This is a genomic window from Xanthomonas sp. A1809 (assembly GCF_017746015.1).
GTDB lineage: Bacteria > Pseudomonadota > Gammaproteobacteria > Xanthomonadales > Xanthomonadaceae > Xanthomonas > Xanthomonas euvesicatoria.
Map to the genome: position 1 here is coordinate 340,152 of NZ_JAGHWZ010000004.1, position 22,104 is coordinate 362,255.

Sequence of the window (22,104 nt, forward strand, 5' to 3'; positions counted from 1 at the left end):
CGGTGAAACAGACGGGCGCTCGGAATCCACCGCGGCGCACTACCTAACCGTAAGCCAAACGGCATCCAGTCCCGCTAACGCCGCCTATACGCATCAGCGCACAGACTGCAGGTCACGTACTCAGAAAGGAAACGCCTCCGATGAGCAAGCTGACTGTGATCACCGAACGCGCCCTGGAGCGTGCCCTGGAACTGGCCGGCACTGCGGGCGACCAGCTGCGTCATGCCGCGTCCAATGCGGGCGACCAGGCACGCCACGCCGGCAGCAGCCTGCGTCATTTCGGACCGAGCGCAAGCGAATGGCTCAAGACCGGCGCCGCACTCGGCGCAGTGCGCACCGGCGGCAAGGCCGCCAGCAAACTGGTCAAGCGCAACCCGGCCGTGACGGTTGCCGCCGCGGTCGCAGGCCTGGGCCTGATCGGCTATGCGGTGTACCGCAAGCGTCAGCGTGACCAGCAGGTGCTCGGCGGCAATGTGCATCGTCTGGATCGCGAACATGCCAGCAATGCCAACGCACGCCGTGCGGCCTACCAGCGCCGCGGTGCAGTGACCCCGAGCGACGGCATCGAATAAGCCATCGCGCGAAGTCATGCAAAAACGCCACGGCACCAAGCCGTGGCGTTTTTCGTTTGTGGCATGCATGTCTGCGTGCAGCGCAATGCACCGATGTCAGCGATTGAGGGGCCCACGCTGCGTGCCGTCTGCGTCATATGATGGGACGACCATCGAACCCATCGAATAACGGTCGGCCATGCGTGGCTCAGGCGAAGCGGGAGACAAGAACAGGATCTGCCCGCTCACACGCTCCGGTCGTTGCGCCCGCTGGCGATGCGAACGTCCTGTCAGCGGCTACACGCGTTAACGCAATGCCACGCGTACCGCGCCCGCCACAGATGCCACACCTCAGCGCGGGCTCCGGCGCGGGCGCGCGCTGGCCGTGTCTTCAGCGCGCCACTGCCCAGGTGCAAGCGCGTCCAGCCGCCAATCGCCGATCGCCACGCGCACCAGGCGCAAGGTCGGCAAGCCCACCGCCGCGGTCATGCGCCGCACCTGACGGTTGCGGCCTTCGGTGATCTGCAGCTCCAGCCAGGCATCGGGCACGGTCTTGCGCACGCGCACCGGAGGATCGCGCGGCCACAGCTGCGGTGCCTGGTCGAGCATGCGCACCTGTGCCGGCCGGGTGGGTCCATCGTTGAGCACCACCCCGTCGCGCAACGCCTGGAGTTGTTCGGGCTGCGGCGCGCCCTCCACCTGGACCCAGTACGTCTTGGGCTGTTTGTGGCGCGGGTCGGTCAGCCGATGCGCCAATGCACCGTCATCGGTCAGCAACAGCAAGCCTTCGCTGTCGTGGTCCAGACGGCCTGCGGCATACACATCGGGCGGCAAGCCGAACTCGGCCAGCGTGCGCTTGGGCGGCTGCGAGCGGTCGCTGAATTGCGAGAGCACACCGTAGGGTTTGTTCAACAACACCAACATTGCCAATCCTGTTGCGCGACGCGCTGCACATGCCCTGATGACGTCAAACATCTGCATGCCGACACGCGCAACGCGCCGGCATGCAGCCGGGCGTCAGCGCTTGACGAACTTCAAGGTCATGCGGTCGCTCTCGCCGATGGCCTGGTACTTGGCATCGTCGGCCTTGTCATGGCTGTTGCTGGGCGGCAGCGTCCACACACCGCCCGGGTAGTCCTTGGTGTCGCGCGGGTTGGCGTTGACCTCGCTCTTGCCAACCAGGGTGAAACCGGCGGCTTCGGCCATTGCAATCACCTGTGCCTGGCCAACGTAGCCGCTCTTGTCGTCGGCCGGCACATCGGCCTTGGCGCGATGTTCGACCACGCCAAGCACGCCGCCGGGCTTGAGCACCTTGTAGAAGCCGGCGAACATCGCCTCGGCAGTGCCGGCCATGCGCCAGTTGTGCACGTTGCGAAAGGTCAGCACCAGGTCGGCGGAGTTGTCCACGCCAAAGGACGGCGACTTGGGCACATACGACACGAGCGAGGGCTTGCCATACACCTCCGGCTTGGCATGGAACTTCTTCTCCAGCTCGTCGCGCGCACGCTGCGCATATTCGCGGCTGCGGCCTTCCGGTGCCGACGCCGGGTCGACCACCGCGGCCACGTACTTGCCCTTCTCGCGCAGGTACGGCGCCAGGATTTCCGAATACCAGCCGCCGCCGGGAGTAATTTCGATGACGGTCTGGGTCGGCTTGATGCCGAAGAACGCCAACGTCTGACCGGGATGGCGATACTGATCGCGCTGCACGTACACGCGGTCGCGCCAGTTGCCGTTGATGGCTGCCTGCAATGCGGCGTCGGGCGCGGGCAAGCTCGCGCTATCGGCAGGCTTCACCGCCATCGCCAGCGGCGCGCTCATCGCCACCACCACACCCATCACACATGCACAGGCCAGCTTGTTGCCGATCATCGCAGCACCCTCATCCGGGAAAAAGTAGCGCGAGCCTAGCATGCGCTCCAGGGCCTGCCATGTGCCCGTCGTGCATTCGCACAAGGCCTGTTGCCGCGTCCCCCGTCGCCGACATGTTCAGATCCTGTGAGCTGCTGAGGACGATCGGCGGAACGCTGAATCCACGCAGATGTCACACGCAACATCGGTGTGCGTGACTATCCTGTTGCCAGTTCGAATCAGGAGCATCCACGATGACCCAACCCCGCGCACTCGGCCGCTCCGGCCTGCAGGTTCAACCGATCGTCTTCGGCGGCAATGTGTTCGGCTGGAGCGCGGACGAGGCGACCTCGTTCGCCTTGCTCGATGCATTCGTGGATGCCGGCTTCAATCTCATCGATACGGCCGATGCTTACTCCGGCTGGGTACCGGGCAATCGCGGCGGCGAATCGGAAACCATCATCGGGCGCTGGCTTGCGCGCAGCGGCAAGCGCGACAAGGTGCTGATCGCCACCAAGGTCGCCAAGTGGAGCGAGCATCCCGGCCTGTCGCCGGACAACATCGCAGCAGCAGTGGAAGATTCGCTGACGCGTCTGCAGACCGATGTGATCGATCTGTACCAGGCGCACGAAGACGACGAATCGATTCCGCTGGAAGCCACGCTGGCGGCATTCGGCCGACTGATCGAGCAAGGCAAGGTGCGTGCGATCGGCGCGTCCAACTACAGCGCTGCGCGCCTGCGCGATGCGCTGGATATTTCCGAGCAGTACAAGCTGCCGCGCTACGAAAGCCTGCAGCCGGAATACAACCTGTACGACCGCGCCGGTTACGAAGCCGAACTGGAGCCCCTCGTGCGCGAACGCGAGCTGGGCGTGATCAGCTATTACTCGCTGGCCAGCGGCTTTCTCACCGGCAAATATCGCAGCGCCGACGACGCTGGCAAGAGCAGCGCACGCGGTGCATCGGTGGTCAAGCAGTACGTCAACCCGCGTGGACTGCGCATCCTGCAGGCGCTGGACGATCTGGCCGTGACGCACAACGCCACGCCTGCGCAGATTGCGCTGGCCTGGCTGATCGCACGCCCCGGCCTGACCGCGCCGATCGTCAGCGCCACCAGCGTGACCCAGTTGCACGATGTGCTGGCAGCCGCACGCGTGGCGCTCAGTGCCGATCAGATCGCGCAACTGGACAGCGCCAGCGCGCCGGAGTCATCGGCACCGCGCTAGTGCATCAGGGGGCATGTCGCGTTGTGTGCCGACCATGCACCCTGCTGCGCCTGTGACAGCACTCTCCCGCGCAGCCGCACAGCGGCTGTGCTCACCCGACCGCCCACGCGCGGACTGCCTACGAGCCATTCCCCATGACGTCCATCATCAACCGCCGCATCGTGCTGGCATCGCGCCCGCACGGAGAACCCAGCGCCGACAATTTCCGCATCGAAGAGGTCGCCGTCGCACCGACCGGCCACGACCAGATTCTGGTCCGCAATCGCTTCCTGTCGCTGGACCCGTATATGCGTGGCCGCATGGACGAAGGTCCCTCTTACGCCGCGCCAGTGGCCATCGATGCCGTGATGGAAGGCGGCACCGTCGGCGAAGTCATTGCGTCCAATCACGCCGACTATCAGCCTGGCGATCTGCTGGTGCTGCCCGGCGGCTGGCAGACGCATAGCCTGTTGACCCCCACAACACCCCTGCGCAAGCTGCCCAAGGACGACAGCCTGCCACTGAGCACCGCGCTCGGCGTCTATGGCATGCCCGGCTTTACCGCGTATGCGGGCCTGCATGAAATCGGCAAGCCACAGCCCGGCGAAACGCTGGTGGTCGCTGCCGCCAGCGGCCCGGTCGGCGCCACGGTGGCGCAGCTGGCACGCCTGCAGGGCCTGCGCGTGGTCGCCATTGCCGGTGGCGAAGAAAAAGTACGTTACCTGCGTGACACGCTGCAGGTGGAGGTGGCGCTGGACCACCGCGCCGACGACTTTGCAGAGCAGTTGCGCGCCGCAACGCCGGACGGCATCGACATCTATTTCGAAAACGTTGGCGGCAAGGTGTTCGATGCGGTGCTGCCGCAGCTCAACGACTTTGCACGCATCCCGGTCTGCGGCGTGATCGCGACCTACAACAGCCGCGGGCAAGCCCACCCCGGCCCGGATCGCCTGCCCGACTTCATGGGCCAGGTGCTGCGCAAACGCCTGACGGTGCGCGGCTTCATCCAGCACGATTTCATCCGCCTGATGCCTGCCTTCCTGCGCGAAATGGGTCAGTGGCTGCGCGAAGACAAAATTCAGTACCGCGAGCACGTGTTGCACGGCCTGGACAGCGCCCCGCAGGGCCTGATCGACGTGTTGCGCGGCAAGAACTTCGGCAAGGCCGTGGTCGCTCTGGACTAACGGCATTCGTCGTGCCTCTCTACACCCTTCGCGCTTGCGATTTTCCATTCCCAAGCAACCCAATGCGCGGCGGCGCCAGCGCCAATCATTCGTGATCCCACACACGACTTCGGCGAACCAGCAACGTTCGCCGAGCACCTTGCCACACTGGGTGCGGGGTTCATGATCGGAGAGCGACATGGGACTATGCATTTCAAAGCCGGCGATGTCTGGGTCGAGCGTGGCAGCGTCACCTGAGCATCCCGAAAGCTCTGCCTCAGAGCAGGTCACCGCCCCCGCGCCTTTACCCGAGCCATCGGTGCCGCCTAGCCTGCAGGGCTTGGCGAGACTCGGCGCTGCCCGTGCGAGGCGGAGGCGCTCCGGGAAACCGACCCTGCAGCCGCACGAAGTCCAGCAGGCCGCCTACCAACTCGGAATGCGCCTCAGCGGCAGGCCCATTGAAGACGTTCGCGACCGTCAACGCCTGGCCGACGCTACGGCAACGGTGCACGAGACACGGCTGGCCTTGCATCATGGACGAGGCAATATGGAGAGCGATTTTCGGCTCAGCAATGGGCGCAGCTCCACCTGTAGTTACCTGTCTTACAGTTTCCTGTCTTACTGGCCCGGGAAACATGACATCAATTTGATGGCAGGTTGCGCGCTGGCTGTCAGCGCAGGCAATTGTGACCAAAACGCAGCGATCAACACGCGCCGGCATGCGGCCCGCATGGAGGGTGGCGGGCAGATAACCAACGTCTGTGACCAAGCGTGCGCCCACATGTACGCGCTGTACCAGCCTCCAGGCTCGGCAGAGGCCCAAGACTCGGCCGTCGTTCTCGACTCGTGGTCCGATGGTCCGGCGGTTCTACTCAGGGATTCGCGCTGGGCCGGAACATACCACCGCACATCCACCTATCCGATTGAGCGCTTCGACAAGCCGGGTGCAATCGATGCGCTGGCCAGGACCCGCGCATTGCAAGCCGAAATCGAGGATCCGCAAACCGAGTTCCATGCACATCTGCGCGGCGTGGAGAGCGTCGTTCGCACCCCGCCCGTACCTCGCAAGATCTATGCCTCAACTCCGGTCATCGCCCCCGACCTGGTCCAAAGTACGCGCCAGAGGCTGCAAGAGTTATCGCCGCGGACGCGTAAGGCGCTGGCCGCCGATGCGGCGCGGCAAGCCTACGGACTGGATGACGCACAGCCCATCTCGCCGCGCACGACGACAGCGATCCTGAAAGATGCAGCGCGCCTGGATGCCTTGGGTCGCCCGCCCTTGAGTTGGGCGCCAACTTCTCACACACGGCTGAAGCGTTTTGTCACCAATGCCCGAACCAATGCAAGGCAGGCTTTCTGGTATCGACGCGGGTGGCGCCCGCCTGTCACGGTGGCGAGATGAACGCCCCTTCGATCAGGCCAACAGCTGCCTGATCGTTTAGCGGTACCCCGTCATCGGCCTGATGGGCTGGTGGCGGCCTGCCGAACACCTTTGCTGCGCAATACGTTGTTGGTAGACGGTGGAATTCAGCTGCGCGGCACCAGCAGCCTGCGCGCAAGACCGTGTCGTGATGCGCGGCCCGTGCAGAAACCTCGGGTTGAAGATGATCCGGTAATGCTGCCGGGTGAGATGCGCCTTTGAACGGACGCGCAAGCGTCAGCTGCTAGCCACGTGCAAGACACATAACCGCGAGGTGCGGCCCGATCGCCGCTAGTTCAACGGCCCGATCGCCATCGCCTGGCGGTCGATGCGGTGCTTTTCGGCAAGCGCCTGCATGCCTTGCAGGGTCGAGGCGATCAGGCTCGCGTAACGCAATCGCCACAGGGTGGCGCGGTCGTTGTCGTCGCGCGTGCTGCCCAGGCCGTCGAGCACCTGCGGCAGACGGCGGTCGGCAAGCGCCGACGCGGCCAGGTAGGGCTTTGCGGGAGCGATGACATCCACCGGCTCGCGCCAGTCGTTGGCCACCTGCCGGGCGATGCCGGCCAGATGCGAAAGCTGGTGCATGCCGATCAGCGTCTCGTGCAGCATCTCGCGGCATGCCCATTGCCACAGCGCCACCTTTTCCGACGGGTCCTGGGCAATCTCGGTAAGCGCCAGGTCTACCTTTTCGATGCGTGGGTCGAGCATTGCGTGGCTCCGATGCTGCTGTGCAACATAATTCACACCATCAGCCGTGAGAATCAAGTGAGCGCGTCGTTTGAATGCCGTCAGTGCGCCGATGCTCGACCGGGTTCACGCTTCGCTGCAACCGCCTGTCGACGCGCACCGGCGGCACCCTGACTTCCTTCCCATGGCGGCGCCCTGCACCGTGCGCAATGCTGAAGGCCCGATTCCCAAGGCCACCGCATGCGCAGCACCGTGTTCTTCGCACCGTTGTGGCTGCTGGTGGCCTGCGCCGCACAGGCCCAGACCGCAACGCCGCGGCTGTCCTCGCAGCAATGCACGGTCAGCACCTCCTACGACGTGCTCGCAGATAACGGCGGTATCTGGCTGCGCCGCAAACAGGGCCTGCCGCGCGAGATCTTTTTCCACGGTGGCGAGCTCAACGTGGACCGCCAACCACAGCCGGTCAGCGCCGCCGACGCGCAACGCCTGCGCGAGCTGGAGCAAGGCACGCGCGCGTTGATGCCGGCGGTGGCGTCGCTTGCCCAGTCGGTGGTCGACATCACGTTCGATGCGCTCAATGGCGTGGTGCACGTGCTGTCCGGCAGCGCGCGCCAGCGGCGCAAGGTGGAGCAATTGCGCACGGCAGCACGGGCGCAGGTCGATGGCAGCCTCGGGCGTGGACGGTGGGAGCAAGCGTTGTTCGACGAACGCTTTGAAGCCAACGTCGAACATGCCGCCGAGGAGCTGGCCGGCAGCCTCACCCGCAGCATGATGTGGAGGGTGATGAGCGGACGCGCTGCGGAGTTGGAGCGCCGCGGCGAGCAATTGGATGCGCAGATGCAGCAGCAGATGCAGGGCCGCAGCGACGCGCTCCAAGCGCAGGCCCGCACCCTGTGCGTGCGGGCGCAAGCGCTCTACGCCGTGCAGCAAGCGCTGGAGTACCGCTTCAACGGCGAGCGCTTGCAGATGCTGGAACTCAACGCGCACCCGCAGCCGGCGGATGTCGTGGCCTCCACTGGCGTGGCGGCTACGGCGAGGCGCTAAGCAGCGTGTCGCCTTGCGCGCGTCTGCTCGATGCGCTTGCCGTGCGTCACGGTGCGTACGCCGCGCGGCGCATGCCATGACAGGCGACGCCGAAGTGCCCGCTGGCGCGTCATCGCCGGGCAATGCGTGCGCTAACCTGCAATCTTCTCAAGCCACAACGCACAACGGCCCGACGCATGCGCCGGGCCGTCGTTGAAACCGTGACACGCACTGCGCATCGCGGCCTGGCCTGCATTACGCCAGGGTCAGGGTGACGTCGATATTGCCGCGGGTCGCATTGGAGTACGGGCAGACCTGATGGGCCTTGTCGACCAGCGTCTGCAGTTCGGCCTTGTCCATGCCCGGCACGGCGATACGCAGTTCCACGACGATGCCGAAGCCGCCCGGGATCTGGCCGATGCCCACGCTGCTGTCGATGCTCACTTCGCCCGGCAGCTTGAGCTTGTCCTGTGCGGCGACGGCCTTCATCGCACCGATGAAACAGGCAGCGTAACCGGCTGCGAACAGCTGCTCCGGATTGGTACCGTCGCCGCCGGCGCCGCCGAGCTCGCGCGGGGTGGACAACTTGGCGTCCAGCGCCTTGTCCGAGGACACGGCACGGCCTTCGCGGCCGCCGGTGGCAGTGGCGTGGGCGGTGTAGAGGACTTTTTCAGGTGAGGCCATGGTGGTTCTCCAGGGTGAGCGCGAGGGGCGCATGAGGGTTCAATAGGTTCAATAGGTTCAATAGGTTCAATAGGTTCAATAGTTGACGATTGAATCGTGTACGACGCGTTGCAAAACAGTGCACATGCCGGAAGCTCACCCGGCGCCAAGGCTGGAGCGTAGCTTCTCCAGTTCCTGCTTGAGTTGACGCAGTTCGTCCAACGAACAGGCCGACGCACAAAACACCTGCTCCGGTACCGCGCCCGCCTTGCTGCGCAACGCACGGCCGGTCTCGGTCAACGCGATGATGACCTGGCGCTCGTCGTTGGCCGCACGCGTGCGGGTCACCAACCCGGCCGCCTGCAGGCGCTTGAGCAACGGCGTCAGCGTGGCCGAATCCAGGTACAGGCGCTCGCCGATCTCCGACACGCTACGTTCGTCGGTCTCCCACAGCACCAGCATGACCAGGTACTGCGGGTAGGTCAGGTCCAGCGCCTTCAGCAAGCCGCGGTAGAGCTTGTGCATCGCCAGGTTGGCCGAATACAACGCAAAGCACAGCTGGTTGTCGAGCTGCAGCAGCGCATCGGTGCGGGCAGTGGTGGCCGTGGCAGTGTCCATGGGGCGCAATTTACATAGTGTACGATCTAATTGCAAGCGATTTTTTGGGATGTTCTCTGCGGCTTGGCTCCGTAGGGGACCATCGGCCATTGCGCAGAACTTCGGACGCTGGCTGGGAGCTGGGGCCTTCGCAGTAGCGCTGCAGGATCAGGCGCTGTGGCAGGGATGCCACAGCCGCGCGTGACATGGCGGCGGCACGTATCACGATCGCCGGATGCGCACGGCATCACCTGGGGCGCCTCATAGGCTCCACGAAGGAATTGAAGGACGTACCAGCAACAACCCGACTATCGTCGTCAACCGCAGTTGAGCGGTCACGCTGCCGGCAGTGCAGTGCCACCACCGCACATGCACGGCAGTGGCAATCGCACAGGTCATCGCCTATCCGATGACCGACTCACGCGCGATGCGCCGTTGCCAGATACTCCGCGCTCTGCATTTCGATCAGGCGCGAAGCGGTGCGCTCGAATGCACCGGCCAGGCGCTGGCCGCTGTATAGGGCCGGCGGTGCGTCTTGCGCGGTGCAGACCAGATTGACATGGCGGTCGTACAGCTCGTCGATCAGGTTGACGAAGCGGCGCGCGGCGTCTTCGTTCATGCGGTCGAAGTGCGGAATACCGCCCAGCAACACGGTGGTGAACTCGCGCGCAATCTCGATGTAGTCGCTGGGTCCGCGCGGGCCTTCGCACAGCGCAGCAAAATCGAACCAGGCGATGCTCTTGCCGCGTGCGCGCACCGGAATCTTGCGCGCCTCGATTTCGATATTGCCGGCACGCGCCTCGGCGTTGCCGCTCAACTCGGCCCACCGCTGCGCAAGCCAATCGTCGGCCTGCGCATCCAACGGCGCGCGATACACCGGCGAACGCGTCAGCGCGCGCATGCGGTAATCCTCGGTGCCTTCGGCGTAGAGCTCCACGCAGAACTTCTGCAGCAACCCGATCGCCGGCATGAAACTGTCGCGCTGCAAGCCGTTGGCATAGAGGTTTTCCGGCGCGGTGTTGGACGTGGTCACCAGCGTCACGCCTTCGGCGAACAGGCGTTCGAGCAAACGTGCCAGCAGCATCGCATCGCCGATATCGGTAACGAAGAATTCGTCCAGCACCAGCACGCGCAGGTTCTCGCGCCACTGCTGGGCGATGCGTGCCAGCGGATCGCTTTGCCCGGCGTGCTCGCGCAACTGCTCGTGCACGCCGCGCATGAAGCGGTGGAAGTGGGTGCGGTATTTCTGCTTGATCGGCAGGCCGTCGTAGAACAGATCGACCAGAAAGGTCTTGCCGCGCCCGACACCGCCCCAGAAGTACAAGCCGCGTACCGGCTCGGGCTTTTTCCAGAACGCCGACAGCCGGTCCAGCCAACCATCTTGCGCGCTGTCCACCAGCGCCTCGTGGATGCGGTCCAGCTCGGCCAAGGCCGCCTGCTGCGCAGGGTCGGCGCGCCAGTCGCCGCGTTGTACGCCTGCGGCGTAGCGCTGCGACGGGGTCATCTCACTCATTGCATTCTCCGCGGGCCGCCGGCTGTTGCGCGGACCGCTCAACAGCGCATCGCCTGGCGATACGCGTGGGCCGTGCCGCGGTCAGGCTGCGGCCGGCAACCAGCGCCGGACACCATGCTGGATCGCACCGCGCAGGTCGATCAATTTGCGGTGGAAGAAATGGCTGGTGTCGGGCATGCGCACCAGCTCGGGTTGCTGCTCCAGCGTTTCCAACCAGTCGTAGACCGCCTGCGGGTCGACGATCTCGTCGGCATCGCCCTGGATCACCAACCATTGCGCCGGCGGCTGGATGTCGCTGAAATCCCAGCGCCCGGCCGGCGGCGCGATCGAGATCAGCACCTGCGGTTCGAGCGAGCCGGCGGCGCGCAACGAGACATACGCGCCGAAGCTGAAACCGCCCAACCACAACGTGTGGCCTGGCCGCTGCGCACGCACCCACTCGGCAACCGCACGCAGGTCGTCCTGCTCGCCATCGCCATGGTCGAACGCGCCGGCCGAATTGCCGACGCTGCGGAAATTGAAGCGCACCACGGTGATGCCCAGCTCGCGCAGCGCGCGCGCGGCCATGGTGACGACCTTGTTGTGCATGCTGCCGCCCTCGGTGGAGAGCGGATGACAGAAGATGGCGGTGACCGCGTGTGCGGCAACATCCGGCTCGGGCAGATCGACCGCGACATCCAGCGGGCCGACCGGCCCGTCCAAGGTCAACGCAGCCGATTCGGTGGGGAATGAGGGATTGGACATGCCTGCATAATAGCCGCCCCGCCGGCCGCGTTCATCGCCCTGCCTGCACACTTCGTTGCGTTGCCCATGCATTTTCTGCTGTTTGCCGTTGTCTGCAGTGTCCTGGTGTCGGTGCTGTTGAAGCTTGCGCCACGCCACCGGATCGACGTGTTTCAGGCCATTACCTGGAACTACGCCACCGCTGCACTCCTGGCCTGGCTGATCCTGCATCCGGCGCTGGACACGCTACGCGTCACGACTACTCCCTGGTTGGCGTTGCTGCTGTTGGCCGTGGCGCTGCCTTCCATCTTCCTGGTGCTGGCGCGGTCGGTCGCGGTGGCCGGCGTCGTGCGCACCGATGTCGCGCAACGCTTGTCGCTGGTGCTCTCGTTGGCCGCCGCCTTCACCGTGTTCGGCGAACCGGTCAATGGCTGGAAACTGGCAGGGCTTGCGCTGGGCATGGCGGCCATCGTGTGCATCGTGCGACGCCCCCGTCAGCACCTAGCGACCGATCCGCTGCCGAGCACAACCGGCCTGCCCTGGCTGATTGGCGTCTGGATGGGCTTTGCGCTCATCGACCTGCTGCTCAAGCACATCGCGCAGGCCGGGACACCATCGCTGACCTCGTTGACCTTGTGCTTTGCGCTGGCCTTCTTGCTGATGCTTGGCGTGCAGAGCGTGCGTTGGGCACGTGGCGCACGCCTGAGCACCCGCAGCATGCTTGCCGGCGTGCTGTTGGGTGCGCTCAATTTCGGCAACATCCTGTGTTACGTACGTGCCCACCAGCTGCTGCCGCACAGCCCGGCGACCGTGTTTGCCAGCATGAATCTGGGTGTGGTCGTGCTGGGGGCACTGGTGGGCACATTGGGATTTGCCGAACGCCTGGGCCTGCGCGGCTGGTTGGGGCTGGCACTGGCCGCACCGGCCATCGCGGCGATCGCCTGGGGAATACGTCTGGGTTGACGCCCGCTTTCGGCCTGCGCGACGTCGGTTCGCCATCCGTCTTCCGCGCCGGTTGGCGGTCGCTAGCATGAGCGTGCATTCCCGCGGGAGTTTGTGATGCGCCTGACTTCGTTCTTTCGCAGCACTCATCCGGTTGCCCCGGAGCCGTTCAATCCGGCAGCCACCGATACGGCAGCGACAGCAGGTGCGACGCCGTCGCCGCACCTGCTGTCTCACGCGCCCAAGGCCGGCACCGCGCAGGGCGCGGCCAAATCGCGGCAAGGCATGCTGGCTTCGGCACGCAAGTCGCTGGCCATGCTACGCAAACAGCTGCCGTCGATGTGCATGGGAGCGCCAGCCACGAAAACGGCGCAGAGCCAGCCTGCGCTGGCCACATCGGCACCGAACGCTGCCAGGCAAGGCACGCACCCGCGCCCACCGGCACTGCAGGCTGGCGTCGATGCGCGATGGAAGGCGCCCGAGGCGATGCCTCAGCCGCGCAATCGTGCGCCGATATACACAGCAGCGCCACCGCAGCAACCGCCGTCGCCGCCACGCGCGACAGAACGCTTTCAGCAACGTCAACGCGCTCCCGAGCAACAGCGGCAGCAGCAGGTTCCAAACGTGGCCAGGCGCGAACCGCTACGGTCGCCGCAGCAGCCGACGTTCCCCGTGCGGCCGGCACCGGCTGCTTCCCCGAAAGCGGCGACACCGGCTCCGCCCTCGCCGTCCAGGCGGCTACGCCCGGTGCGCAACATGAATCTGGAATTGGCCGCGCTCAACGAGCAGTGCCATCACATCGGCCGGCGCCTCTACAAAGAGCGCCGGGCGCCTAGCCCGCAGGAAAGGTCGGTGTTCGAGATGCGTGCGGCCCTGATCGCCGAGCGCGACGCCGTGCGCGATCGGCAGCTCGATGGGATGTTGGCGGCGCTGGCGCCATTGGAGAAGATCGCTGCGCCGAGGACCACCAGCAGTCGGCTGGCCATGGTCCAATATGACGTGATGCAGTCCAATCGCCGTGCGTTGCTTGCGGTCCGCGAAAATATCGACATGACCAAGATGGCACGGTATTACACGCGCGCGCAGCGGCGCCTGCAATCCTTGAAGGAGAGCGATGCTCCGCCCGACAAGATCCGACGCCTGGAACGCATGATGCAGGGCTATACCAACGTGCTGGCACTGGAAGACATGGTCAAGCGCACCGACGACCAGTTGCATCGGATGGGTGCGCCACGCTTGATGGACAGCATCCCCACCACGCCGCAGGAGCGTGCGCTGTCCGAGCAGAACGAACGCGACGACCATCAGGAGGCGATCAACAACGGCTATTGAGCGCGTCGTCGTTGCGCGCAAGGCGTCCGCGGACCGCCAGCATCCACGCACGCCCTGGCGTCAGCCACGACACGGCGTGCCGTTGACCAAAACTGCGATCTCGCCAGTGCGATGAGACTGGCGATGGCCGCGGCTCGCCTGTCGGGCGGCAGCAGTGCTGCCTTCAACGCGCCCAGTGCGGGAATGGGTCATCCAGCAGTTGCCATTGCGCCGGCCCCTGCCGTAGTTCCTGGTCGCTGAGCAGGCACGCGTCCAGCGCGGCGCGTGTACGCGGTGCATCCATGTCCACGCCGATCACCGCCAGTTCCTGGCGGCGGTCGCCCCAGAGCGGATGCCACAACCGCTGCATCGCGGCGTATTCGTTGGCATCGCCCACCTCGTGCGGTTGCGGCAGTGGCGCGGTCCAGCACTGCGTCTGTTGCCGCTGCCAGCCGATATCGGTGTATGGCAGTGGCGTGACGCTGGTCTGCAGCGGCTGGCCGACCGACTGCGCATCCACACGGTGGCGCGCAGCGAACCAGAACCCGGCCGCGCTGGTCTGGGTGGCACCGCCCACGCTGGACAGTTCGCCCACCCAATCCATGCGACTGGCCAGCCAGAAGAAGCCCTTGCTGCGGATCACCTGCGGCAAGCCGCTGTGCACCATGCGCGCGAAGCGCTGCGGATGGAATGGCCGGCGTGCGCGGTACACGAAGCTGCTGATGCCGTATTCCTCGGTCTCGGGCGTGTGCTGGCCGCGCAGTTCCTGCATCCAGCCCGGCGCCAGCTGCGCACGGGTGAAATCGAAACGCCCGGTGTCCAGCAGCTGCTGCAGCGGCACTTCGCCGTGCGCGGCATCCACAATTGCCGCGTCGCGGTTGAGCGCGCGCAACACGGCGCGAAGGCGTTGCAGCTGCTGCGCGTCGATGCGGTCGCACTTGCTGATCACCAGCACATCGGCGAACTCCACCTGTTCGCCCAGCAACTGCACCAGCCCGCGCGTGTCGTCCGGGCCGGCTTGCTGGCCCAGGTCGGCCAGCGTGGCAGCCGAGCCGAAGTCTTCCAGGAAATGGCTGCCGTCCACCACCGTCACCATGGTGTCCAGCCGGGCGATGTCCGACAGGCTGAAACCATCGGCATCGCGCACTGCGAAGGTGGCTGCCACCGGCATCGGCTCGGCAATACCGGTCGATTCGATCAGCAGATAGTCGTAGCGGCCCTGCTCGGCCAGCCGCCGCATTTCCTGCAGCAGATCGTCGCGCAGCGTGCAGCAGATGCAGCCATTACTGAATTCCACCAGCGTCTCTTCGGTGCGCCGCAACGCCGCGCCGCCCTCGCGAACCAGCTGCGCGTCGATGTTGACCTCGCTCATGTCGTTGACGATGACCGCCACCCGCAAGCCGTCGCGGTTGTGCAGGATGCGGTTGAGCAAGGTGGTCTTGCCCGCACCCAGAAAGCCGGACAACACGGTGACGGGAAGGCGCGCATCGCGCTGGGGGGACAGAGACATCCTGAGAACCTGGCGGGAAAGAAGTGTTACTATATAACACTTACTGGACCGGATGCTTCTGATGCGCGCCACCGCCTCCCTGCTGGACAGCTCGGCCATCGCCTTGTCCGGGTTATGCCTGTTGCATTGCCTCGCCCTGCCGCTGCTGGCCGCCACGCTCCCGCTACTGGGCGCCTGGAGCCGGGCCGAGTGGATACATGTGATGTTCGCCACGGCGGCGGTGCCGCTGAGCGGCTACGCGCTATGGAGCACGCATCGCCGGCACGCCCTGCCGGCGCCGGTCTGGGTGCTGGCGCTGTGCGGACTGGCCGGGCTGGTGATTGGAGCGAGCGGTCTGGTCGGCGATGCGCTGGAAACACCGGTCACGGTCGCCGGCAGCCTGCTGCTGGCCAGCACGCATCTGCTCAATCTGCGGCTGCGTCGCCGCACACACTGCTAGACCTAGCGGTCAAATCTAACTAGGTGCACAACGTCTGCATCAGGAAGACTCAAGAATCAGATTCGGCTCGAGTGAATTCTTGGCTAATCCTCAATTGCCCAAGAGCTTCTTCTTCTCGGCGTCGTACTCGCCAAGCGTAATTGCACCAGCATCAAGTAGTGCTTTGAGTTTTGCGAGATTCTCATACTTGGCCGCGCTGTCTGAAGCTGACGCTACGGGCTCAGGTGCACCACACTGAAAGTAGATGGTTCCCGTTGCTCCGCGAGCGGCCTGCCTTAGATGGCCGCTGTTGTTAATCGTGCCTGGAATAGCTTCCGAGCCATCTCTTTGAAGCAAAAAGGCCTCTTTCCCGTTTTTGGCCTGACAGAACTTACCAGCCTGCTGCATAAGCTTTGCAACGATCTTGTCTGAACTTCCAAAGATCGTGATGTTCTGCTCGACGAGCATGTACTTGCCTTCTCCGATCAGAGTTGGCTCCTTTGCAAGAGCAGTGACGCTGACAGAAAGCAGCGCCGCTACACACAGAAACTTCATTATTCCTCCGATCAGATGATGATGAAAACTAGTAAACATGACCCACCAGATCGCGCTACAACGAAAAACCCAGCAACACCGGGTCGTGATCGGAGCTGCGCCACGGCCCGGGCAGGTTGCGCTTGGCGTAGCCGGCGTCGTCCATGACATCGGCATTGATATGCCATTCGGCCGCGCCACGCAGCTGCTTGGCCATCGCCGGGCTGAGCAACGCATGGTCCAGGCGCCCGCTCAGGCCGTCGTAAACGTAGCTGTAGGGCTGCTTCACACCGGCCACTGCAAACGCGTCCTGCCAGCCGCTGGCGCGCAGGCTGCGCATCGGCATTTCCATCGCATAGGCATTGAAGTCGCCCAGCAGCACGGCGAGCTTGGTCTGCGCGCCAGTGGGGTCGGTCTGCAGCCACTGGTGCAACCGCTTGGCCGATTCGGTCCGGGTGGCATTCCAGCAGGCCTGGCCGTCCTGCTGATCGGCGTCGGCACCGCTGGCGTTGCCGCAGCCTTTGGACTTGAAGTGATTGGCGACCACCACGAAGGTGGCTCCGCGCGCACTGCGAAACGCCTGCGCCAGCGGCACGCGACTGTGGTTCTCGAACGGCCCGCCGGTCAGCGTGGCCGGCTTGCCGACCGGGGTGACCTGCGAGCTGCGATAGAGGATGCCGACCCGGATCGCATCGTCGCCCGGGCCGCTGCCGGTATCGACGAACTGCCAATCCTTGTCCTTGCCGGCAGCGTTGAGCGCGGCCACCAGTTGCGATACCGCCGCATCGGCGCCGTTGCCGTCGTTTTCCACTTCCATCAACGCAGCCACGTCGGCGTCCAATGGCACGATGGTGGCGACCAGCTTGGCCAGCTGCGCCTGGAACTGTTCGTGCGTGCGTGCGCCACGCTTGGTCGGGAAGCCACCGCCACGGCCATTGCCGTTGAAGAAATTCTCCAGGTTGAACGAGGCAATACGCAGATCGCCGCCCACCTGCGGCGCAACGGCTGTGGGCATCGCCGGCAAGGTCAGTGGGCTCAGCACCTGGATGCGATAGTTGCCGTCGTAGCGTTGATCGACGATGCCATCGACCGATTTGAGCAGGCTGCCGCTGCGCAACACCGGATCGGCCGGCAGATACGACACCGTCTTGGGGCTGCGGCCGTTGCGCGCATCGTCCAGCAACACGCGACGACGTGCGTTATCGGCCTGCACCTGCGCGAACGCCGGCGTGCCGGCAGCGGCGACCTCGCTCGGCTGCCACAGGCGTCCGCCGAACGCGGCGACCAGCTCGCCGTACGTATCCAGGCGGTCGCTGCCATTGAGCGTGAGCGAGGCGATGCGCACGTGCTCGCCTTCCAGCGCTTCCCAGTTGGCCGGCGGGCCGCTGAGCATGCGCACCGGCACCGGCTGGCCACTGGCAAGCCGCTCGATGCTGCTGGCGTCCACGGTGGTCAGGCTCGCCTCGCCACCTGCCGAAACCTCGCGCACGGTGCCGACGATGCGCACGCGGTCGCCCACCGCCAGCTCGGCATTGCCGGCCCCGGTGACGAACAGGCCATGCGAGCGCCGCGGTTCGAACCCGGGCTGCTGCACGAACAGGCCGGCCAGCCCCGCGCGCGTATCGGCGGTGACGATTGCTTCCACCTCCACCACGCGACCGTCGTACGGGCTGCGGCTGTCTTCGCCCTGCACGTCGGCAATCGAGAGCCGCTGCGCGGCACCATCGGCGGCGCTGCACAGCAACGGGGCCAACAGACCAACCAAACCGAGCACAACCAGCGGGCGAGGCGACATCGAACGACTCCAGTGAGTGGATCAAACGCAAACGCCGCCCGGAAAGGCGGCGCGTGATAACGAAAAAGCGCGGAAACAGGCTAGCAAACGATGGTCAATGACCGCCAGGCACATACGCTGCGCAACCGTGATGCGGCTAACGCGTGCACTGATGCAGTGCTGCAGCGCCTAGGTCACCTCTGCACGCGAGGCGTTCGATCGGGCGCGCAACACAGCCAATGCGCGGTACCAGGCGGGAATCGCAGACCCATCCTCCTCCGCCGACTTGCCGAGCCCTTACTTGAGGTTGCCCAGCATCCAATCGACAGTGGCGCGCACCTGCTCTTCGGTCAGCGCCGGGTTGCCGCCCTTGGGAGGCATGATGCCGCCATCCGGACCGGTGTAGCCCTCGATCGCGTGCTTGTACAAGGTGTCCTTGCCCTGTGCGATGCGTGCATCCCAATGCGAATGGTCCAGCGTGGGCGCCTTGCCGACACCGGTGGTGTGGCAGGCGGTGCACAGGTTGTTGAAGATGGTCTTGCCGTCGGTCGTACCGCCGTAAGCAGACTGCGAGGCGGCCTTGGCCAGCGCCGCGGCCTGGGCTGCGGCCTGCGCGGACGCGCCCGTGGCGCCGGCATACACCGCACCGGCAGGCGCAATGCGTTGCTGCACACGTTTTGCGGCGGTGGGCGAGACTTCGTCGGGGATAGCGCGTTGCAAATACGCTGCCAGGGCGATCAGGCCAAGGGTGATCACCACGAGTAAACCGATCACCATCGAGAATTTTTTCAGGAACTCGAGGTCGTAATTCCGCACGCGCTCACCCCTGGCTGTTGGTCGAAGACCTCTGCTAGCGCCGGAGTATAGAGCACACTTTGCGCCAGTCTGACCAGCCTGTATGACAGTTTTCGCAGCGATGGGCGCTGCGCGCCCGGTGGGCGGATGCTTCTGTCCGCGGGCACGCTCGCCTCGGCTGGCCAATTGCCGCAGCGCCGCATGCCGCGCATTGGTCTCCGTTGTGGGAATTGCGTATCATTCCCAACAACCACGGTGGCGCGGTTCTCGCCTCGCCGGTCCCGTCCTTGAGGAGTCGCCGCGATGAAGTCCTTCCTGCTGTCCTGCCTGGCCTTGGCCAGCATCAGTCTGTCTGCCCAGGCCCACGAAATCTGGATCGAGCGCGACGGCAGCGGCCCGGTGCGCATCTTCTTCGGCGAACCGGCGCAGGACGCGCTGGACCACGGCGAAGACGAGATCAAGCGCGTGGTCAAGCCGAACGTGTTCGGCACTGCCGGCAAGGCCGGCCCGCTGCAGCGCGGGACCGAGTTCCTGACCGCGCCGCTGGCCGGCAGCGGCGATGCGTGGTTGAGCGACGACAGCGTGTTCGAGCCGTGGAAGGGGGAAGCCGGCGGCTTCGAGACGGTGAGCTATTACGCACGCGCCGGCCGTGCCACACCGGCTGCAAAGCTCGATTTCGAGCTGGTCCCCACCGCTGCCAATCGCAATACGCTGACCGTGCTTTATCGCAACAAGCCGCTGCCCAAGGTGGAAGTGACGGTGATCGACCCGCAAAAGTGGCAGAAGACGCTGACCTCCGATGCCAAGGGCCAGGTGACGCTGCCCACACTGCGCGCCGGCCGTCACATCCTGGTGGCCACCCACAAGGAACCGGTGAAGCGCGAGATCGCTGGCAAGCAGGTGTCGATGGTGCATCACATCAGCACGCTGACGTTCCTGGCCGAGTAGCGTGGTCGGCACATCTCCCGCGCACTCATGGAACGGGCGCTGCCGCTGCGCGGCCGCGACGCCGGGCTTGCGCGTCCGATGCCACACGCGGGAACCACTTGCGGTTGCCGGCCCACCCGGCTGGGCAACGGTGTGCTGCGGTATGGCGGTTGCCTCACGTCCATCGCGCGCGGTGGCGTGATGTCCAGCGCCTCGCCCCTGCCGCTTGCCTGGTTCAGGCGCCCCTGGCTGGGCGTGCTTGCGCGCACGCTGGCAGCCATCTTCGGTGGCTACGCGCTGGCTAGCGCCACCAATCTGTTGCTGGCGCTGGTGCTGCCGATGCCGCGCAGTGAAGCGGTATTGACCAGCATGCTGATCGGAATCGTGGTATGCGCGTGTGCGCCGTTGTGGGCCTTCGCCACCGCCAGCGTGTGGCGTGCCTGGGCCGGCATCGCGGTGCCGGCGGCGTTGATGTTTGCGTTGGCCACGTGGCTGCAACGGAGCGCGGCATGAAGCAGGGCTTTCGCCAATCGATGGCGTGGCTGCACACCTGGACCGGGCTGCTGGTCGGCTGGGTCTTGCTGCTGATCTTCATGGGCGGCACGGCCAGTTATTACCGCGACGAAATCAGCCGCTGGATGCGCCCGGAACTGCCCACCACCACCGTGAGCACCGCCACCGCGCTGCGCAGTGCCGAGCAGTATCTGCAGACACACGCAGCCGATGCAGTGAGCTGGAACATCACCTTGCCGGATCCGCGCACTCCGGTGGTGAGCATGTACTGGCAGAATCCCGCGCCCGCCGACGGTAAACCGGCAGAGCGCCGGCAGATGTACGGCACCGCCATCATCGACCCGGCCACCGGCAAGGACATCGCCGCACGCGACACGCTGGGCGGCGAGTTCTTCTACCGGCTGCATTTCGACCTGCATTACGTGCCGGTGATGTGGGCGCGCTACATCGTGGGGTTCTGCGCGATGTTCATGTTGGTGGCGATCATCAGCGGGGTGATCACGCACAAGAAAATCTTCAAGGATTTCTTCACCTTCCGCCCCGGCAAGGGGCTACGGTCGTGGCTGGATTTCCACAACCTCAGCGCGGTGACCGCGCTGCCGTACCACGCGATGATTACCTACACCGGCATCGTGACCTTGATGTTCATGTACCTGCCGTGGGGCATCAAGGCGCGCTATGCCGGCGATGAGATGCGCTTCTACGACGAGGCGGCCAACCGGGTGGCCGATACGCGCAAGGCCGCCGGTGTACCGGCGCACATGCTGCCGCTGGAGCAGTTCGTGGCACGTGCGCGCAGCGACTGGCGTGGTGGCCAGGTGAGCAATGTGGCGGTGTCACTGCCCAACGATGCGCACGCTGCCGTCGGGGTGAGCCAGTTGGCCGACAACCTTTCCACCGACGTGCCCTCCATCCTGTTCGATGCAGTGAGCGGCGAGCGCCTGCAACGCAGCGGGCCGCCGGGCGGTGCCAGCCAAACGCGCGGGGTGATGGTGGGCCTGCATCTGGCCCATTTCGCCGGGCCATGGCTGCGCGCGCTGTTTTTCGGCTCCGGCTTGCTGGGCTGCCTGATGGTGGCCAGCGGCGTGGTGATGTGGGCAGTGAAAGAACGCCCCAAGCATCTGAAAGCCGGGCGAATCGGTTTCGGACTGCGCCTGGTGGATGCACTCAATATCGGCACCGTGGCCGGTTTGCCGATCGCCTTTGCCAGCTTCTTCTGGGCCAACCGCGTGTTGCCGGTCGGCCTGGATGCGCGTGCAGCGATGGAGGCCAATGTGTTTTTTGCTGCGTGGGCCACGGCATTGCTGGCCGCATTCGTGTGGCCGCGGCGTGCGATGTGGAGCTGGCAGCTCTATCTGGGCGCGGCGTTGTTCGCGCTGGTGCCGGTGCTCAACGCGATCACCACCGATGCGCATCTGGGCGTGACGCTGCCGGCCGGGCAATGGGCACTGGCCGGTGTGGATCTGGTGTGCCTGTTCCTGGGCCTTAGCCTAGGCATTGCCGCCTTTCGCCTGCAGCGTTGGAAAGCGCCGCAGCCGGCTTCGGCACGACGCGCGCGCGCTGCGGCTGCCGCAACGCCCGTGCCGCACACCGCGCCGATCCAGGAAAGCGCATGAGCGTGTTGCTGTTGCTGGCGCTGAATTTTTCCGGCTTTGCTGCGCTATGCCTGGCGATGGACAAGCATCAACTGGAACTTCGCGGCCGCCTGCTGGGCACTGCACGGTCGCGCCAACTGCGTGTGCTGGGTTGGTTGCTGCTGTGTGTCACCTTCGCGTTGGCGGTGCATGCGCAGGGCTGGGGCATCGGCGCAGTGCTGTGGCTGGGCACGTTGACCGCCAGTGCAGCGGTGTTGTCGCTGTGGCTGCTGCCGTACCGGCGCGGCGCGATCGTACCGGCCGCAGTGGCTGCGCCGGTGCTGGCGGGTGTGATGCAGGTGCTGATTGGTTGAAGGTGGTTCGCGGCTGATCAGAGGTCTACTGCGTGC

At 65.4% G+C, this 22,104-nt stretch carries 23 protein-coding genes; 12 read left to right on the forward strand and 11 right to left on the reverse strand.

The annotated features are described in order from the left end of the window. Positions 1-140 precede the first annotated feature (140 nt). A complete protein-coding gene (locus tag J7396_RS05390) occupies positions 141-572 on the forward strand; it encodes a hypothetical protein (RefSeq protein ID WP_008572324.1) in 432 nt (143 codons plus the stop codon). Between the two features lie 330 nt (positions 573-902). On the opposite strand, the gene J7396_RS05395 is transcribed toward J7396_RS05390, so the two are convergent. After that, on the reverse strand, positions 903-1,475 hold the full coding sequence (locus tag J7396_RS05395) for a pseudouridine synthase (RefSeq protein ID WP_071117235.1): 573 nt from the start codon (positions 1,473-1,475) through the stop codon (positions 903-905). 93 nt (positions 1,476-1,568) lie between these two features. Next, positions 1,569-2,423, reverse strand: coding sequence for a class I SAM-dependent methyltransferase (locus tag J7396_RS05400; protein WP_008572322.1), 855 nt, complete (start codon positions 2,421-2,423; stop codon positions 1,569-1,571). 233 nt (positions 2,424-2,656) lie between these two features. On the opposite strand from J7396_RS05400, the gene J7396_RS05405 reads away from it, so the two are divergent. From J7396_RS05405 to xopE, 3 genes are all read left to right on the forward strand, one after another. Continuing rightward, positions 2,657-3,628 carry an aldo/keto reductase gene (locus J7396_RS05405; protein WP_011346000.1) on the forward strand — a complete coding sequence of 324 codons (972 nt, stop codon included), beginning with the start codon at positions 2,657-2,659 and terminating at the stop codon, positions 3,626-3,628. A 134-nt stretch (positions 3,629-3,762) separates the two neighbouring features. Continuing rightward, positions 3,763-4,791 (forward strand): NADP-dependent oxidoreductase, encoded by a 1,029-nt coding sequence (locus J7396_RS05410; protein ID WP_122273426.1) that lies wholly within the window; start codon positions 3,763-3,765, stop codon positions 4,789-4,791. Between the two features lie 178 nt (positions 4,792-4,969). Further along, on the forward strand, positions 4,970-6,172 hold the full coding sequence (xopE, locus tag J7396_RS05415) for a XopE/AvrPphe family type III secretion system effector (protein WP_209261114.1): 1,203 nt from the start codon (positions 4,970-4,972) through the stop codon (positions 6,170-6,172). Between the two features lie 309 nt (positions 6,173-6,481). On the opposite strand, the gene J7396_RS05420 is transcribed toward xopE, so the two are convergent. Then, positions 6,482-6,898, reverse strand: a complete 417-nt coding sequence (locus J7396_RS05420; protein ID WP_014089047.1) for a hypothetical protein — start codon at positions 6,896-6,898, stop codon at positions 6,482-6,484. A gap of 219 nt (positions 6,899-7,117) precedes the next feature. On the opposite strand from J7396_RS05420, the gene J7396_RS05425 reads away from it, so the two are divergent. Beyond that, positions 7,118-7,921, forward strand: coding sequence for a DUF2884 family protein (locus J7396_RS05425; RefSeq protein ID WP_209261115.1), 804 nt, complete (start codon positions 7,118-7,120; stop codon positions 7,919-7,921). A gap of 234 nt (positions 7,922-8,155) precedes the next feature. Here J7396_RS05425 and J7396_RS05430 read toward each other — a convergent pair whose 3' ends face one another. The 4 genes from J7396_RS05430 to J7396_RS05445 form a co-directional block, all read right to left on the reverse strand. Further along, positions 8,156-8,584, reverse strand: a complete 429-nt coding sequence (locus J7396_RS05430) for an organic hydroperoxide resistance protein (protein WP_003488682.1) — start codon at positions 8,582-8,584, stop codon at positions 8,156-8,158. 135 nt (positions 8,585-8,719) lie between these two features. Next, positions 8,720-9,181, reverse strand: a complete 462-nt coding sequence (locus J7396_RS05435; protein ID WP_005912321.1) for a MarR family transcriptional regulator — start codon at positions 9,179-9,181, stop codon at positions 8,720-8,722. A gap of 397 nt (positions 9,182-9,578) precedes the next feature. After that, on the reverse strand, positions 9,579-10,673 hold the full coding sequence (gene zapE / locus J7396_RS05440) for a cell division protein ZapE (RefSeq protein WP_011345994.1): 1,095 nt from the start codon (positions 10,671-10,673) through the stop codon (positions 9,579-9,581). 81 nt (positions 10,674-10,754) lie between these two features. Then, positions 10,755-11,417 carry an alpha/beta hydrolase gene (locus tag J7396_RS05445; protein ID WP_014089045.1) on the reverse strand — a complete coding sequence of 221 codons (663 nt, stop codon included), beginning with the start codon at positions 11,415-11,417 and terminating at the stop codon, positions 10,755-10,757. Positions 11,418-11,483: 66 nt separating this feature from the next. Here J7396_RS05445 and J7396_RS05450 point away from each other — a divergent pair, with 66 nt between their 5' ends. After that, a complete protein-coding gene (locus J7396_RS05450) occupies positions 11,484-12,359 on the forward strand; it encodes an EamA family transporter (RefSeq protein ID WP_209261116.1) in 876 nt (291 codons plus the stop codon). A gap of 96 nt (positions 12,360-12,455) precedes the next feature. Then, positions 12,456-13,670, forward strand: a complete 1,215-nt coding sequence (gene xopR, locus J7396_RS22720) for a type III secretion system effector protein XopR (protein WP_280515012.1) — start codon at positions 12,456-12,458, stop codon at positions 13,668-13,670. A 163-nt stretch (positions 13,671-13,833) separates the two neighbouring features. Here xopR and J7396_RS05460 read toward each other — a convergent pair whose 3' ends face one another. Beyond that, positions 13,834-15,159: a GTP-binding protein gene (locus J7396_RS05460; RefSeq protein WP_209261117.1), complete on the reverse strand. Its 1,326-nt coding sequence runs from the start codon at positions 15,157-15,159 to the stop codon at positions 13,834-13,836. Positions 15,160-15,211: 52 nt separating this feature from the next. On the opposite strand from J7396_RS05460, the gene J7396_RS05465 reads away from it, so the two are divergent. Next, the gene (locus J7396_RS05465; RefSeq protein WP_008572283.1) at positions 15,212-15,598 is read left to right on the forward strand and encodes a MerC family mercury resistance protein; all 387 of its coding nucleotides are present in this window, start codon (positions 15,212-15,214) and stop codon (positions 15,596-15,598) included. A 90-nt stretch (positions 15,599-15,688) separates the two neighbouring features. Here the strand turns inward: J7396_RS05465 and J7396_RS05470 are convergent, their stop codons facing one another. The 3 genes from J7396_RS05470 to J7396_RS05480 form a co-directional block, all read right to left on the reverse strand. Next, positions 15,689-16,132, reverse strand: coding sequence for an SHOCT domain-containing protein (locus J7396_RS05470; RefSeq protein WP_209261192.1), 444 nt, complete (start codon positions 16,130-16,132; stop codon positions 15,689-15,691). A gap of 55 nt (positions 16,133-16,187) precedes the next feature. Next, positions 16,188-17,906 (reverse strand): ExeM/NucH family extracellular endonuclease, encoded by a 1,719-nt coding sequence (locus J7396_RS05475; RefSeq protein WP_029818304.1) that lies wholly within the window; start codon positions 17,904-17,906, stop codon positions 16,188-16,190. A gap of 276 nt (positions 17,907-18,182) precedes the next feature. Next, the gene (locus J7396_RS05480; RefSeq protein WP_008572280.1) at positions 18,183-18,701 is read right to left on the reverse strand and encodes a c-type cytochrome; all 519 of its coding nucleotides are present in this window, start codon (positions 18,699-18,701) and stop codon (positions 18,183-18,185) included. 282 nt (positions 18,702-18,983) lie between these two features. Here J7396_RS05480 and J7396_RS05485 point away from each other — a divergent pair, with 282 nt between their 5' ends. From J7396_RS05485 to J7396_RS05500, 4 genes are all read left to right on the forward strand, one after another. Then, complete coding sequence (locus tag J7396_RS05485; RefSeq protein WP_008572279.1) at positions 18,984-19,628, forward strand: DUF4198 domain-containing protein; 645 nt, start codon at positions 18,984-18,986, stop codon at positions 19,626-19,628. A gap of 180 nt (positions 19,629-19,808) precedes the next feature. Then, the gene (locus J7396_RS05490; protein WP_008572273.1) at positions 19,809-20,120 is read left to right on the forward strand and encodes a DUF3649 domain-containing protein; all 312 of its coding nucleotides are present in this window, start codon (positions 19,809-19,811) and stop codon (positions 20,118-20,120) included. Then, positions 20,117-21,736, forward strand: a complete 1,620-nt coding sequence (locus J7396_RS05495) for a PepSY-associated TM helix domain-containing protein (protein ID WP_209261118.1) — start codon at positions 20,117-20,119, stop codon at positions 21,734-21,736. The genes J7396_RS05490 and J7396_RS05495 overlap by 4 nt, the downstream gene beginning before the upstream one ends. Beyond that, entirely contained in the window at positions 21,733-22,068 is a 336-nt protein-coding gene (locus tag J7396_RS05500) for a DUF3325 domain-containing protein (protein WP_008572270.1), read from the forward strand. The genes J7396_RS05495 and J7396_RS05500 overlap by 4 nt, the downstream gene beginning before the upstream one ends. Positions 22,069-22,104 lie beyond the last annotated feature (36 nt).